The 15,161-nt window shown below is 41.1% G+C and carries 16 protein-coding genes and 1 pseudogene; 8 read left to right on the top strand and 9 right to left on the bottom strand.

The window, feature by feature from the left end; all coding sequences use genetic code 11:
• The first annotated feature begins 291 nt into the window (after positions 1-291).
• Positions 292-987: a hypothetical protein gene (locus ACYP03_RS02975; protein ID WP_459778434.1), complete on the top strand. Its 696-nt coding sequence runs from the start codon at positions 292-294 to the stop codon at positions 985-987.
• 162 nt (positions 988-1,149) lie between these two features.
• Here ACYP03_RS02975 and ACYP03_RS02970 read toward each other — a convergent pair whose 3' ends face one another.
• Both ACYP03_RS02970 and ACYP03_RS02965 read right to left on the bottom strand, forming a co-directional pair.
• Complete coding sequence (locus ACYP03_RS02970; RefSeq protein ID WP_459778433.1) at positions 1,150-2,127, bottom strand: Gfo/Idh/MocA family protein; 978 nt, start codon at positions 2,125-2,127, stop codon at positions 1,150-1,152.
• On the bottom strand, positions 2,124-2,426 hold the full coding sequence (locus ACYP03_RS02965) for a putative quinol monooxygenase (RefSeq protein ID WP_459778432.1): 303 nt from the start codon (positions 2,424-2,426) through the stop codon (positions 2,124-2,126). Before ACYP03_RS02965 ends, ACYP03_RS02970 begins: the two co-directional genes overlap by 4 nt.
• Before the next feature lie 108 nt (positions 2,427-2,534).
• Here ACYP03_RS02965 and ACYP03_RS02960 point away from each other — a divergent pair, with 108 nt between their 5' ends.
• Positions 2,535-3,455 carry a LysR family transcriptional regulator gene (locus tag ACYP03_RS02960; protein ID WP_459778431.1) on the top strand — a complete coding sequence of 307 codons (921 nt, stop codon included), beginning with the start codon at positions 2,535-2,537 and terminating at the stop codon, positions 3,453-3,455.
• Positions 3,456-3,716: 261 nt separating this feature from the next.
• Here ACYP03_RS02960 and ACYP03_RS02955 read toward each other — a convergent pair whose 3' ends face one another.
• Both ACYP03_RS02955 and ACYP03_RS02950 read right to left on the bottom strand, forming a co-directional pair.
• On the bottom strand, positions 3,717-4,877 hold the full coding sequence (locus tag ACYP03_RS02955) for a DUF2971 domain-containing protein (protein WP_459778430.1): 1,161 nt from the start codon (positions 4,875-4,877) through the stop codon (positions 3,717-3,719).
• A 555-nt stretch (positions 4,878-5,432) separates the two neighbouring features.
• Positions 5,433-6,134 carry a hypothetical protein gene (locus ACYP03_RS02950; protein ID WP_459778429.1) on the bottom strand — a complete coding sequence of 234 codons (702 nt, stop codon included), beginning with the start codon at positions 6,132-6,134 and terminating at the stop codon, positions 5,433-5,435.
• A gap of 1,043 nt (positions 6,135-7,177) precedes the next feature.
• Between ACYP03_RS02950 and ACYP03_RS02945 the strand changes: the two genes are divergently transcribed.
• Positions 7,178-7,429, top strand: a complete 252-nt coding sequence (locus tag ACYP03_RS02945) for a hypothetical protein (RefSeq protein ID WP_459778428.1) — start codon at positions 7,178-7,180, stop codon at positions 7,427-7,429.
• A gap of 115 nt (positions 7,430-7,544) precedes the next feature.
• On the opposite strand, the gene ACYP03_RS02940 is transcribed toward ACYP03_RS02945, so the two are convergent.
• On the bottom strand, positions 7,545-7,706 hold the full coding sequence (locus ACYP03_RS02940) for a hypothetical protein (RefSeq protein ID WP_459778427.1): 162 nt from the start codon (positions 7,704-7,706) through the stop codon (positions 7,545-7,547).
• A gap of 300 nt (positions 7,707-8,006) precedes the next feature.
• Here ACYP03_RS02940 and hflK point away from each other — a divergent pair, with 300 nt between their 5' ends.
• From hflK to ACYP03_RS02915, 5 genes are all read left to right on the top strand, one after another.
• Positions 8,007-8,999, top strand: coding sequence for an FtsH protease activity modulator HflK (hflK, locus tag ACYP03_RS02935; RefSeq protein ID WP_459778426.1), 993 nt, complete (start codon positions 8,007-8,009; stop codon positions 8,997-8,999).
• A complete protein-coding gene (gene hflC, locus ACYP03_RS02930; RefSeq protein WP_459778425.1) occupies positions 8,996-9,985 on the top strand; it encodes a protease modulator HflC in 990 nt (329 codons plus the stop codon). Before hflK ends, hflC begins: the two co-directional genes overlap by 4 nt.
• Positions 9,982-11,349, top strand: a complete 1,368-nt coding sequence (nhaA, locus tag ACYP03_RS02925; RefSeq protein ID WP_459778424.1) for a Na+/H+ antiporter NhaA — start codon at positions 9,982-9,984, stop codon at positions 11,347-11,349. The genes hflC and nhaA overlap by 4 nt, the downstream gene beginning before the upstream one ends.
• A gap of 145 nt (positions 11,350-11,494) precedes the next feature.
• Entirely contained in the window at positions 11,495-12,553 is a 1,059-nt protein-coding gene (locus tag ACYP03_RS02920; protein WP_459778423.1) for a fatty acid desaturase family protein, read from the top strand.
• 157 nt (positions 12,554-12,710) lie between these two features.
• Complete coding sequence (locus ACYP03_RS02915) at positions 12,711-12,830, top strand: helix-turn-helix domain-containing protein (RefSeq protein WP_459778422.1); 120 nt, start codon at positions 12,711-12,713, stop codon at positions 12,828-12,830.
• On the opposite strand, the gene ACYP03_RS02910 is transcribed toward ACYP03_RS02915, so the two are convergent.
• The 4 genes and pseudogenes from ACYP03_RS02910 to ACYP03_RS02895 form a co-directional block, all read right to left on the bottom strand.
• Positions 12,778-13,779 (bottom strand): contractile injection system protein, VgrG/Pvc8 family, encoded by a 1,002-nt coding sequence (locus ACYP03_RS02910; RefSeq protein WP_459778420.1) that lies wholly within the window; start codon positions 13,777-13,779, stop codon positions 12,778-12,780. The genes ACYP03_RS02915 and ACYP03_RS02910 overlap by 53 nt on opposite strands.
• Positions 13,770-13,976, bottom strand: a complete 207-nt coding sequence (locus tag ACYP03_RS02905; RefSeq protein WP_459778419.1) for a tail protein X — start codon at positions 13,974-13,976, stop codon at positions 13,770-13,772. Before ACYP03_RS02905 ends, ACYP03_RS02910 begins: the two co-directional genes overlap by 10 nt.
• Positions 13,951-14,355 (bottom strand): phage tail protein, encoded by a 405-nt coding sequence (locus tag ACYP03_RS02900; RefSeq protein WP_459778418.1) that lies wholly within the window; start codon positions 14,353-14,355, stop codon positions 13,951-13,953. Before ACYP03_RS02900 ends, ACYP03_RS02905 begins: the two co-directional genes overlap by 26 nt.
• Positions 14,355-15,161 (bottom strand): annotated as a pseudogene (locus ACYP03_RS02895) (phage tail protein); the annotation flags it as partial. The pseudogene ACYP03_RS02895 and the gene ACYP03_RS02900, both read right to left, overlap by 1 nt.

Raw genomic sequence — 15,161 nt, 5'->3', positions numbered from 1 at the left:
CTTGAAAAATTTGTTTCATCATTAAAAATGATAGATTTAAAGATATATCAAGACCAAATCTCACCAAATCAACTGTAGAAAGATGAAGATTCTTAATTTTACAAGACAACCTTAATTATCCACCATTTATACGACCAATCTCACACATTAAGTTTTGGATATCATCCAGCAATGAACTAACTTCCATGTAACCCTGTTGGATATCCAGTCGTTTTCCTGTGGTCAAGGTAGAAGCAGATGTTTTATCAACATAAACATCAACTTAACATATTGCATTTAAAGGAAAATATGATGACAAACACAGTCCATACAATGCCAGAAACCCTTCTGAACCTCAGCAGCTCAGTGAATCTTTGGACAAGTAGCCTTAATAAGGCTGTTGTGAACTCTTCAAATACTGTCATGATTGATGAGAAAACAGTATTAAATAGTGACCTGGGTGGTTTAGGCGCTTTTCTTGGTATTTGGGAAGGTCTGAGTGCTCCAAGATCCATGAGTGACATCATCGGCAAAACAGATTTATACGGTAAATCTCAGGGACAATTTTCAAATAAAACGATTGAAACCAATAAGCCGGGTATAAATTTACTTGATGGCGTTTATACCATTGGTTTATTCATGCGCAAAAACGACATCACTTCACTGGTTGCTTCTGCTGTTTTGAATCAGTCCAATCCACTGAATTATCAGTCTACGTCTGTTTTTGTTCAAAATGCGACAACTCAAGTCATTAGCGTGAGATATCAAATCCCTGAAAATATTTCTCCAAGCTCTCGAATTGACTGGATCTACCTGCTTAAAGGTGATCAGCCAATCATGAACAATGCAAATTACTTGAAGTACGTCAAAGTTGGTTCCTCACCTGCCGGTGTTCTGAATATTCCAGTCGACGACATTGTATTGCAACCAGGCAGCTATATTGTTCAATACAACCCAGGCAACTTCCGTGACACTGTGGGTGCAGCCTATTCATTTATCATTGAATAATTAGCCCCTAGATTTGTTCAGCGGGCAAACTTGAATGTTTGCCCGCTTTTCAAACATATTAAGAGAAACAAGGAACTGAAATACGACACGCTTTAAGTCCTTTAAAGCACCTTCGCAACAGGTTAACCGCAATGCACTTTCTCAGCACTTTTTTAAATCATGTTAAAACGCACCGAGACTTTCCCATTCTGTTAATAACCGCATAATATTGTAAGAATCTTGCCAGGTTGCACAGGGGCTCACCAATTCCTTTTGCCCGGCTTCTACCGCTTTACGCACTTGACGGACCTGATAAAAGAACGCATCGCCTTGCGCGGTGACTGCAATGTCACGTTTTGAGGTTTCGTAGATTTCTACACTGAAGTGGTTCTCTGAAGCCGGAAGCCATGGATTCGATTCCATGGTGATACAGCCTTTACTGCCGAGAACCGTAAACTGGTGCTTCAAGCCATGATCTTCGGCGGTATGGACGTAGGCCGTGTTTTGTTCGCCGAAACTCATCAGTAAACTCGATTCGCAGATGTTATTGTCCGCGCCCCTTCTGCTCATTGCCTTGAGGGTACGATTCTCGAAAGCTTGTTCGCCCAACATGGTTTTCACAACCAGATACAGTAATGATACCGGGTAACAACCCAGGTTATACAACGCCCCTTTGCTCTCAGGATTGACGAACTGAGCAATCGATGCGATGTACGAAGTGTGAATCGAGCGCAGTTCACCAATCTCTCCGGATTCGAGTACCGCAACCAGCTCACGAATCAACGGATGATGCAGGTACATCAGTCCTTCTGCGAAAAACACCTGATGTTCTCGAACTGCTTGCAGCGCCAGTTCAGTTTTCTCCATATCAATAGAAAGCGACTTCTCACATAACACGGCTTTACCTTGCTGAGCGGCTTTAATGATAAAGTCATGATGAAGATGATTCGGCAAAGCAATGTAAATAATATCAACCTGCTCATCACTCAATAGCAAATCATAATCTGAAAATGTTTTCTCTACTGAATGCTGTTTGGCAAAGGCCTCTAAGTTAACCGCAGAGCGACCGGCCACTGCATATAATTCACTTTCGCTGTCACTTTTGATCGCTTCCGCCATCACGCCAGAGATAAAACTCGTTCCAAGAATCCCCCACTTCATAATGCCTGCTCTCCGTTTTTCTGTGTTTCAAAAGCCTGAACCAACTCGGTCATTTCCGATGCAATAAATGCGCGGGTATGGGGCATGCTGAAATGTGCTTCAATGGCATCACGATTCTCGTAACGCTCCCACAGGATCACACGTTGTGGCATGTTCTCATCGTACGTTGCGATCGCTTGCAAACAGCCCGTTTCACTCTGCATATCTAGGCAAAACTGCTCGATTGCTTGGATGACCGCCGGTCTGGGCTTCTCGGCATTCATTCTCAATTCAGCGGTGACAAAAATCGTTTGGCTCATGAGTACGCTCTTCGTGATTTATTCTTGATGTTCAACGCCAACTTTAATTAAACCTATCAGATTGATAAACTTGCCTGCAGTGAATTCTTTATCAACCTATAGTGTGCAATGGACAAACTGACCAGCATGAAGGTGTTCGCGTATGTTGTTGAACACGGAAACTTTCGCACCGCAGCACATCACTTCGATCTTTCCCCAACCATGATCGGCAAACATATCAGCTTCTTAGAACAAAGCCTGGGGACACAACTAATTCATCGCACCACCCGAAAACAGTCCCTTACCGAAGCGGGCAAGCTCTACTACCAAGAGTGCCATCGCATTATTGAAGACATTACCAATGCAGAAAACCTGATCCATACACTGGTGAATAGACCCCGAGGTACAGTGAAAGTGAACTGTCCGGTCACGTATGGAAAAAAGGTACTTGCCCCGATCGTAGCCGATTTTCTCGCTCAATATCCTGATATCAATGTGGAATTGATGCTCGACAATAACCTGATTGATCCATATCGATCCGATGCCGACGTGATTATCCGAATCGGTGAACTGGTAGACTCTTCGCTGGTTGCAAGAACATTAGGCGACTACCAGATGACCTATTGTGCCGCCCCTGCTTATCTTGAAAAGCATGGACGGATTCATTCGTTAGATGATCTCAGCCATCACAGCTGCCTGGGTTTTCAATACCATCAAGGTGAAAGCCAGCAGGTACTGGATCTGCCATCCAATACGTTTGCTCACAGCAGCACCCGACTCGCTTCAAACAATGGCGACGTATTGAAGTTCGCAGCAATTCAAGGCACCGGCGTACTGCTTCAACCAAAGATTTTGGTCGAGCCAGAAATCGAATCCGGACTGTTGGTAGAAATTCTCAAAAATGCGGTCCCTAAAGCCAAACCGATACATCTGCTGTACCGTTCAAAACACCTGTCTCTGAAAAACCGCACCTTTGTTGATTTTGTCCTTGGTGCAGCAAGTTCTGGAAGAGAAAAGAGGGATACAGTGGAAGATCCTGGAAAACTATAACCGCATCGTACCTGCCATTTTATCGGAATCTTTATGGGTCATTGTCTGCTGGTCAGGGCCCATAATCTCTGGGACACACATGACCCGATTACAGTGTCGGTGCAGACTCTAATCCTCTCGTGGGATACAGCATCTTAGTAACTTGTTCATTGCAATGCACTCTCACAGCATCTCATGTAGTAACTGTGACGGAGAATCTACACAAACACGCCCTAGTAGGATGAGTAAAAGTATCTTCAAACCTTAAATGTTACACGCGTATTAAGGGATCGCATCATAGCTATAACGCCCTGACTCAACGGTTATTCCTTTGAACTCCTTCCATTCCTTCAATTTTATTTCGTAGTATTCACTACCAACTTTTAAAGGTGTACCCATTGATACCAGTTCTTGATCTATGATTTTCACTACTCTGGAAGAAGAACAGATCTCTGCTTGTTGGTATAAGAAATCAAAGACATGAGTTTTAGTGTTGCTTTCTCCTAAATCTCTAACTCTTTTTTGGATCTTTTCATTAATAATTTCTTTGATAGAAAGTTTTTCATGTTCTTTCATTCGAGCACCAAAAATTATGCCGACTACTTGATTGAAATCATAATGAAATAGACGCTGATAATTACTGTACGTAGATTCGCCAGATATATGATTACTTGGTTGAGGTAATAGCAAACGAGCTTCTTTTTCATACGCCCAACATTCACTTTTTGTTAACAACTGATTTTGAGTTTTTGCATAAAAACCCATGCGCTCTTCTTCTGTTTCGAATTTATACCCAGTGTGATAAGCAGGCAGTAAACTAAAAGCATCAATAGCCTCAATCTCATTTTCGTACTCGATATCTTCCACTCTAAACTTGTTACCAATCAAATTTGTATGACCTTGGCTCACAGATAAACTATCTTTTAGCCTTTTGGGACATTGATATAGGTAGCCATTGATTGGTCGATAAATCAGGCAATAACCTGAGTGACTTGCAGCATAATGAGACCACATCAACATCTCATCATTACAGGTAGACAATGATACGGAGTACCCAGCACTAGGGGCATAAAGAGATAGCATGGCTTTGAATTGCTTTTGCGATTCATTAATTCGCTGTAAATCAGAAAGACTAACCTTGCTACTTTTGAAGATACCTTCAACCACTTTAACTGAGTGGGACTCATATTCCTCAATTAGCTTTTCGTAAGATATAGGGCATATACTATCAAAGTAATTTGCTGCCACATCTGCCCATGACTTATTCTGCCAAAGTGAATTAATTACACGTAGCCATGTAATTTTATTGTTCGCGGGGAACTCAAATTTTGACTGCATATCAATAGGATCATTTAATTCTTCACGGGATGCGAAGTACCACTCGTCATAAATGAGTCCCTTTTGAGATAAAAGCCCCGGAGACCGATATCTATATACGTACATAATTATCCTCTATTGAGCATATAACGCTAATCAGACGACTAAATGTCGATTTATTACCACTATGATGTCGCCTTTACTAATGTGATTCAATGTTAAATCAATATATTAGCTCTAACTTTGAGAGCTTAGGTAACTGTAAGTTTCCCATTCCATGCATACGCGGCTTAGGATAATTTGAGATAAGGCAAACTAACAATAACAGAATATGAAAGAGCTTTACTCTGAATGATAATAGGGCAAATATGAGCTAATGGAAGTTTGCCTTTCCTTAAAAGTGATCAATCTATTGTGAACGATCAATTTTTATTGTTTGCCGACAACTGTGCTAGATAAAAAAGTCAGTAAAAGCCCCAAACTCTAGTACAATGATAGCTAACAGAATACTTAAAATTAAACAAAGTTTTAGTACTGACAATTTAGCCAACACCTTTACTAATCCTAATGTCATAAATCCTCTCAATGTCATTCAATTCAACATGACGTCAAATTTACCCAACTTGAGATGGCTATTCAGGGAAAGCAATGCAGAAAAAAAAACTCTACTTTTCCCTCGTATCACATCGTCTTCAGGTATCCTTTCTCAAATGCAGCCTTTCGATTCTTATACCAAGTAGCATTGCTTACATTTTTCTTAGCGGTTTCAAAATTCCATGATGTCACTACAGCTACAACCTCAAGAAATGCATTACCCTCACTAAGCTTCACTGCCATGTCTTTTTTATTAGGTAAACCACCGATAACCCCAAAACACCAAGATTTATGTAAACTTTCAGTTACCCTTCCAGACGTAGCCGAGACACTTGGCTCATAGTGTTCCAACATCCCTTCTAAATCGGCATCTAATTCTGATAAGTAATCTACAGCATTAATGTCGTCATAAACAAAATATCCATCATGTGCAGGTTCATTAGACTCTTTGAACCCAAGCTTATGCGAACTGACATTTAAATGCCGATAGGAAATGCTGTTTAAACGCTGTATCTTTGTTTTTAGCTTCTCAATATCCTTGCGAATATCTTTAATCTTGTCCCTGCACTCTCTATAGTTGTTACTGCTTTTGTCTTTTAGCTTAAAGTCTATTTGTCCATAATCATCAGTTGGCAAGACTCCTTCATCGTCAAGCTGGTATTCGATGTTGGTGACAAAATGTTCAAGGTTGCTTCCAACTAATCCAGTAACTCTCGATATCTCTGCTATTTGATACTCACTAAGCCTATTTTTGAATTTAGGCTGTTTATTATCTTCTCTGCTCGTCATATAAGTGTCTCTCCCTAGAAGTATTTACGACTAGGCGCTATCTAGCACCTTAAACCATCATATAAGGGGGCAGGTCTTGCCTTTTGCTCGCCTTTAGTAAGTACAATACATGGATTAGAGAAAATGAGTCAAATTATGGTTTATAAGTTTGGGGGGCATAAATGAGTAATCATGGCAGCTCAAATTATGCTTACCATGATGTTAGATCATGTTTGAATCAGGACAGATGTACAGTTTAAGGCATGCTTCAGTCAGATGAAAATGACTGCGCAGACTCTAACCTTCACGTGCGATACAGCACCTTGATGATGTGAAAACAAAAATAACAAAAACCTTTATTTTCATAACTTTAAATGAAAAACAAAACTTCTTTATACCCCAAAAATACCCAGTTCACCCCCTGTTTTGCCCCAAAATTGCCCCATAAATGGCCCAACATAATGAGCACATTTCTTCCCTAAAATACTTCTAGTCTTGTCTGTAACTTCCCAACCTTCAAAAGGCTTCACCCATTCAAGTTTTCACCACCTGGTATAGATGGTCTCCCAGACCGAACTTGAACCTGTACAACACGAACATCAAGGGATTTAAAATCCGGTGGAAAGTTTTTTGAATCATAATGATATGAGAATATTAACTCTATTATCTCCCATTATCATTCAATGACTTGCACTAGAAATGTTTCCAATATTATGAAGAAATTCACATTCAAAAAGTAATATCCCAGCTCGTCTGACTGACAGCAACAATTTCCTTACTATGATGATATTAAAGCATAGATCCTATTTTTACTTTGTTAACTACTCACTCTGGATAATTGAAAAATGTACATATTAGTTCGAGTATGGCTATGAATAGAGTTTAAGAAGCTGTATTACATCAATTTTTCTAATTTAAATTTATTCAAAAAACGAAAAGTATCTTAACAGTACGAGTATGATATAAAACCAGTTGAATATCTGAGACGATAAATAATATAGAGGGGGTTAATTGATATATAATTAACAGTAATGTCTGACACCAAAATTCCAAAGGAATTCGACATGCCTCTCAAAAATCATTCTCTCTTCTCACAGTTACTTCAAATCCAAGTAGATAATAGAGACGCTACTGCTCGATCTATTTATCATGAAACTAAAGATGAAGAAGTAAAACGAGCAATTGCTGTTGCATGTGTGTTGGAACTCATAAAAAGTGAGGTAGCAAATTCTGAGATATCGAACTTGGAATATTTTATAGAAAAATTATCACATTTTACAGATTTAATTCAAAAATCACTTGAGATAAATAAATAACACACATTGACATTTTTAGGCATGTTAAAAAGTTAATTAAATATAAAAGAGTCTGATTTGAAATGGTCAAAATCAGACTCTTATATAATCGCTTAAAAAGCAATGCCATACTAAGTCACTGATTATCTTCTTTTTCTTTGCTTTCTGATAAGGGCTCAACAACCACCTCTTCCTTTTTCATATCGACAACTTTTTTGTGATCTGAATTATTCTTATCAGAATCCACATCAACATTATCGTATTTGTGTGAGAAAATATTCTTAATCCAGTCAAACATAACAACACCTTCTGATTGAAAAACATTTATGATTAGCACGGGTGATTCAATCATACGCCTTAATAGTATAGGCTTTTAACAATAGACAAGTGAGGAAATCCATTAAATAATTCATATTATCAGGTAGCAAACAAACCTGTTTCATAATAAAATAAAATTTACCTCCTCTCTTGAAAATTCATCAAATACATACCAGACTTTGAATATAAAACCACCTGAAAAATATTAAGAATAAAAACAAAAGATTACGAATAATTTTGTTCTTAATAAAATTTCATTACTTTTTGACTTAAGATAAGCATGAAAAACTATGTCATTGAATTTAAAAGGCTTTTTAAGTTAACCGAGATGTCATGGAGTATTTCACTTCTATTGATCATTGTCTTAATAGTAAGCCTCTATCAAGCATTTTACACGGTTCCTAGTGATTCAGTGGCTATTGTACAGCGCTTCGGAAAATTGCATTTACAAATACAGCCTGGATTACATTTCAAACTACCGTACGGTATTGATGTAGCAACAATTGTTCCCGTTAAACGTCAACTAAAACAAGAGTTTGGTTTTATTACACTTGGAGCAAACGATCCTTACCAGACTCCATCTGAGCATGACCGTGAGTTAGAAACTCAGATGGTAACTGGAGATTTAAATACAGCATTAGTCGAGTGGGTGATTCAGTACCGCATAGACAATCCAGTTAAATTTTTATTCGAAGTCCGTGCGCCTGCTGATACCTTGCGTGATGTCTCAGAATCTGTCATGCGCGAGGTTGTTGGCGATCGAACTGTTGATGAAGTTATCACGATTGGTCGGCAAGAAATCGAATCTGAAGCGCTCGTTAAAATGCAGGAGCTTGCTACTAAATATGCTATGGGAATCAACATAGACCAGGTTCAACTGAAAAATATAAACCCTCCTAAACCTGTTCAGGAATCATTTAATGAAGTAAATCAGGCACAGCAAGAAAAAGAAAAACTTATCAATGAAGCGCATCGCGATTACAACAGAGTTATTCCGTTGGCAGAAGGCGAGAAAGATCAAAGGATTCGTGAGGCTGATGGATACCGAATTAAAAGAATTAATGAAGCCGAAGGCGATTCAGCTCGATTTAATGCTCTATTGACTCAATATATAACTGCCCAAGAAGTCACTCGTTGGCGGATATATCTTGAAACAATACAAGTTGTTATGCCCAAGATTCGTTCAAAGATCATCATTGATGAAAAAACTCACAATATTCTTCCTTTTTTGGATCTTAAAGCTGAGGCACCACAGCAAGGCGTGAATCCATGAAAAAAACCATCTCTGTAACTATCATACTGATGATAATAGTATTTTTTATAAATTCTACGCTCTACGTTGTAAACGAAGTCGAACAAGTGATCATTACTCAGTTCGGTAAACCTGTCGGCCAACCGATTACAGATGCAGGACTTAACATTAAAATACCATTTATCCAGCAGGTCAATAAGATAGATAAGCGAGTATTAGAATGGGATGGTAATCCTTCCGATATGCCAACCAAAGATAAACTTTACATTTCGGTCGACTTGTTTGCACGTTGGAGAATTACAGAACCTTTACAATATTTCCTTCGTCTCCGTGACGAGCGCAGCGCTCAATCTCGTTTAGATGATATACTCGGCAGTGAAACCCGTAACGCAGTAGCGAAGCATGAGCTAATCGAAATTATTCGTACGACAAAAGATCGCCAACCTTTGCGAGACTCATTATTGAACGAAACTGTAGATGGCTCAACTATGGGTAATCTTGTTCCCATTCAAAAAGGGCGTCAAATCGTAGAAGATGAAATATTTACTGCCGCTGCTGACAAAGTTCGCGTGTTTGGAATTGAATTATTAGATATACGATTTAAACGCATTAATTATAACGAAAGTGTCAGACCAAAAATTTATGAACGCATGATCAGTGAACGTCGGCAGATTGCTGAACGTTTTTTATCAGAAGGACACGGTGAAGCTGCCAGAATCCGAGGTAATCGGGTACGTGATTTAAATAAAATCCAATCCGAAGCTTATCGACAGGTTGAAGAGATTCGAGGTTTAGCTGATGCCAAAGCAGCAGAAATATATGCCAGAGCATATAATCAAAGCCTTGAGGCTGTAAGTCTTTATGAATTCACTCGAACTTTACAAGCCTACCAATCAATACTCACTGAAAATACTACATTAATATTATCTACAGAAAGTGACTTATTTAAATTCCTCAAGGAGATAAGCCCATTACCTGATGATCAAAGTATGACGCTAAGTCCATGAACAAAAGTGATTTCAAGTCACATCAGCGTGGCCATCCTACCCAGTTACCAAAGGAATATCTTGACTGGATAACCCAACCAATTACACGATTTATTAGAATTGAAGCCGCAGCTGGCGCATTTTTGCTATTCTTTACCATTGCCGCATTAGCTCTTGCTAACTCTCCTTGGGCAGATAAATTTTTATTTTTTTGGCAAATACCAGTCGGGATATCGTTCGGCACGGTTGAATTTACACGCTCAATTCAGGCGTGGATCAACGATGCTTTGATGACATTTTTCTTCTTTCTAGTCTCACTTGAGCTAAAACGTGAAATTGTCTTAGGTGAATTAAAAAAACCACGCTTAGCCATGCTTTCTATAGCGGGTGCTATTGGTGGGATGCTGGTTCCTGCATTAATCTATATGGCTTTTCAGCATGGTCAACCTGGACAACATGGTTGGGGAATCGTGATGGCAACAGACACCGCATTTGTCATCGCCTCTCTTACAATTCTCGGTCCTCGTCTTCCAAAAAGTTTGCGGATATTCATGCTTTCTTTAGCCATCATTGATGATATAGGTGCAATTCTTGTTGTTGCTTTTGGATATGGGGATAACATTAATTTTTATTACATTTTACTAGCAATGCTCGGCTTTTTATTTGTGAAATCTATGGCAATTCTTGGCATAAGAAGTCTCATCGTATATTTAATCGTTGGTAGTTTAATTTGGTTTTTAATTGACATGTCGGGAATTCATCCAACAGTAACCGGTGTTATCTTGGGTCTAATAACACCTACTAGTCGATGGGTTAATGAAGAAAGATTGTTAACAATAATGGAATGTGTCGTTCCCTCACCTTCATCAAGCCAACATGGTTCATTTAATATAGATCGCCAAGCTTTAAAAACCGCTGAAGCTGCTGCACGAGAAGCACTTTCACCACTAGAACGTTTGGAAACAATTCTCCACCCATGGATAGGTTTTGTTGTCATGCCTTTGTTTGCATTTGCTAATGCCGGAGTATCAATTTCATTTTCAGAATTTTCTAGTTCATTATATTTTGCAATCTTTATTGGACTCGTTGTTGGGAAACCTATCGGTATTATATTATTCATCTGGTTAGCAACACTATTCAAAATAGCTGTCCGACCACCAGACCTATCCTGGCATTATCTTATCGGGGGAAGTCTTCTTGCTGGAATAGGTTTTACTATGTCGTTGTTTATTTCTCATTTAGCCTTAGATTCAACATTAATAAGTGTTGCAAAAGCTGCTATTTTTTCTGCCTCTTTGTTTTCAGCATTTAATGGAATTTTATTTCTATCATGGCTATTATATCGAGATGCCCAACTTATAAATATGTCAAAAAATATGCAATAATTCTCACCCATTAAAAATAAACAACTCAACAATAAGCATCTTATTGAGTATCTTTAATGACGAATCAACTTACCACTCAAATCTTCTAAATGCGTTTGGAAAATCATTTTAACAGCTCTAAAATTTACAGTATGGAGGTGTGAAAATGATTCATGAAAATGTTCCGCCGATTGACAGTGGAGAGCCTGAACACAGCGCAGGTATCCGAGTAGGCAAAGATTTACTTGAAGCAACCAAAATTTTTACTGAAGAATCGCCGGCGACAAGTTGGTACTATGTCATTTCTACTTTTTTGTTCATGATCGCGACTTTAACAATCGCAGGGATAGTGGAATTTTGGCCGATTCGTTTGATTTTTTCTGTCTTAGGTGCATTATTGATTGTTCGCTCCTTCATTACATTTCATGATTATTTACATGGAGCAATTCTTCGTCATTCACGAGTCGCCTTCTGGCTGTTTTATACATTCGGTGCTTTAGTTTTAACACCACCTCGTTCTTGGCTTCAAAGCCATAACTATCATCATGGACATGTCGGACAGATCTCAACAATCGTGGCAGGGACATTTCCAGTTATATCCACGAAAATGTGGATGGAATCATCGCGATGGCAGCGTCTAGTCTATAGAATACAACGACATCCGTTGGTTGTACTGTTTAGCTACCCTATTGTATTTCTGATAAATATTACACTCATTCCTCTTCTGAAAAATCCGATACAACACTTCGACTCCCTTATCGCGCTCATTGTTCACTTTGGATTGATCACACTGCTATGGTTATCTGGTGGATTCGATCTGGCTTTTTTCGTCATTTTACTTCCAATGACAATTGCTTCTACGCTTGGATGCTATTTGTTTTTTGCCCAACACAGTTTTCGGCGAATGCAAATAGTTTCACCTGAATCTTGGAACTACTATCGTGCAGCTTTAGAATCATCAAGTTATATGCGAATGAATCGAATCATGCAGTGGTTTACAGGAAACATTGGCTACCATCACATTCATCACCTCAATGTTCGGATTCCATTTTATAGATTGCCTGAAGTTATGGATAAAGTTCCTGAGTTACAAGCACCTGTTACAACAACTCTGTCTCCTTCCGACATCATTAATTGTTTCCGTTCAGCTTTATGGGACGAAGAAAAACAAAGAATGGTCTCTTACAAAGAGGCTCGTAAAAATGAACAGACGAATAATAATTGATATTTAACTTTGTCTTTCCGATTAGCATTTAATAAACTTTATAATCATTCTCTGATTACCCAAATGGCCCAGACATCTGTTTTAATCACCATCACTTATTCATTAGCAAGTTTGTGGATGGCTACTGTTTTCACTTGATTGACTACCGAACTATCAATTGCCCATGACTCAGGAACTTATCGCCAACATGCTTGGTGTCCGTAGGGAAAGTGTTACCAAAGCTGCTATTTCCCCTTTTGATCAGCAGAAATACGCAGCTGCAACCCTGACTCACTGAGTGACCATTCCACCATCTTATTTCGCCAGGTTCCGTCTTCCACATCGCCGAACCCCTTCAACGTCAAATGGCCTTCAGCAACCAGGTTCATCAGTGAACTGCGCGCTGGCATCGTAATATCCAGCACATCACTCCCCGAACGCACCTGCTTTGCTCTGGCCATGACGGCTGCCTTGGCCTCTTCATAATTGGGGTATTTGAAAACGATCTTGAACTCTGGATCGCCGGTCCCGGTAGAAACCTCTTCCGTGTCCCCGGTTTCAACATCATGGTAAGTCGCAACCACCCGGCGAACATCATTACGACTGCTGAACCGGCATTGCCAGGTTGTCACCTCGTGAGGCTCAATCGTGATATCAGTCATTTTCTTTCCGGATGCAGATTTCCCTTCACCTTCGTTCAAAAACAGCCAGTAACCGTTGGCAGGCTTACTGACTGCGCCATAGCGTTTGGCCAGCCGGGTCACCAGGTTCATGTCACTTTCGGCCACTTGATCAATATGAGTAATTCGGATGCTTTCCAGAGAGGCGCTGACTCTCGGGATCAAGCCGTGCTCTCCAGCAACGGTTTTCAGAACATCACCCAGCCTGACATCATCCCAGCTACGGGTTTTCTGAGTCTGCAATGAGCCCGGTTGCTTTCGGTTATCCATCGGGGCGGCATTCGCCACAATCTGAACCCGCCGAGGCGGGCCACTGGTTGTAACCTCATCCACCACGAATCGCCCTTTATTCACCAGCTCACCATTGAACCCCAACCCTAACTGAAGCACAGCTCCCTTTGTCGGGGTCGGCGCCGAACTGGGCCAGCTGAGGTCTAACGCCAGCCGGTCTGATTCATTGCCTGCATTATCGGTCAGCGTCAGGCTGATCAGATTCCGCTGAATCACAGCCGTAATATCATGCCCGTCTGCAGACAGGGAAAAATCCGGACGAAAATCTAATCCCATAAACTGACCGCCTCTTCGCTGACTGGCACAGCCAGGTCAGGCAGCTTAATTTCTATTCCGCTGGGTAACAGCGGTCCAAAATCAGCAAGGCCGGGGTTCATGGCCAGCACGGCTTCAACCGCATTCTCCCGGCCATAATGACGCCAGCAGATATCATCCAGCATGTCCCCGTCACGGGTTCTGTAGGTTGTTGCCATAAAACGCCAGCTCCACTGTAAACGACTGAGCGCGGGGCAGTCCGCCACTCACGAACTTGGTATTTGACTCGCTGAGATCAGTCATGACCCAGTAGCCCAGAATATCCCCCAGACCACTCACCAGCAGATGAGGCTTCTGCTCATCCCCCAACCTGGCCAGCTTGTCTATCTGCCGGGTACCGACCTCCCTAAACAACGTCGCAATCTGGCCGTTCAGGGAGATTTTATTGGCCGCTTTCCCGGTGAACTGCAGCAAATCTGACTGACCAATCCGGGACTGAGACTGCCAACGCCACTGCCAGGTTCTGACCAGCTCGTTATATGCTGCAGCATCGATGTTGAACTTAAATCCGCCATAAGACAGCATCACGTGAGCCATTATCCTGCCTCCGGTAAATCATACAGCGCGCTGTTCTGGTATCCGCCCAGCTTGGCATGAACAGCCCGGCCAATGTCTTCCGAACTCTGTCCCGGCGCCGCATAGACCTTGATTTCACCTACACTTTGGTGAACAGTGGCCCCTTTACTCGCCGGATAAGAGTTATTGACTGCCGCCATTGCCCTGCTGGGTGCCATTTCAGCCTGCACCTGATGAGAGGTCTTCACTTTCATTTCCGGGGCATCACTGTCCCAAAACTTGATTGAATCCATCCATCCGCTGACCGTATCCCAGACGGCACTGATTCTGGCTATGCCTGCATCGAAAATACCAGTGACCCCGCCCCAAAGGTCAGAGAAGAACCCAGTGATAGGCTCCCAGTGATTGATGATTAAACCGATAGGAGACCAGTCAAAAGCAGTCTTAATGGCATTTGAGACTGCAGGGAACTCGGTTTGAAACCAGCTCAGTTTTTCACTGAACCACGCCGTCACGGCATCCCAGTTTTGATACAGCTCAATCCCAACAAAAATCAGAGCTGACACAGCTGCGACTACGGCCCCAATCGGATTGGCAGCCATCACCGCGTTGAGACCGGCCATGCTGATCTTCATCGCACCCAATGCCCTGACCGCTGTGAACAGGGTTTGCCCCAAACCAACCAGACCCACTACCAGCTTGCCTGCCAGTAAAGACGCAACGGCCAGCCCGACGGTTTCCCAACCCCCAAAAATCTGGACAACGCGATTCACCGCAGCCCCCACATTCCAGATGGCCACAGCAAAGTCTTTTGCGCCATACACCAG

It is taken from the genome of Photobacterium sp. R1 (genome assembly GCF_054600795.1).
Note: the sequence above shows the minus strand (reverse complement) of the source record. Positions and strands in the feature narration are given on the sequence as shown.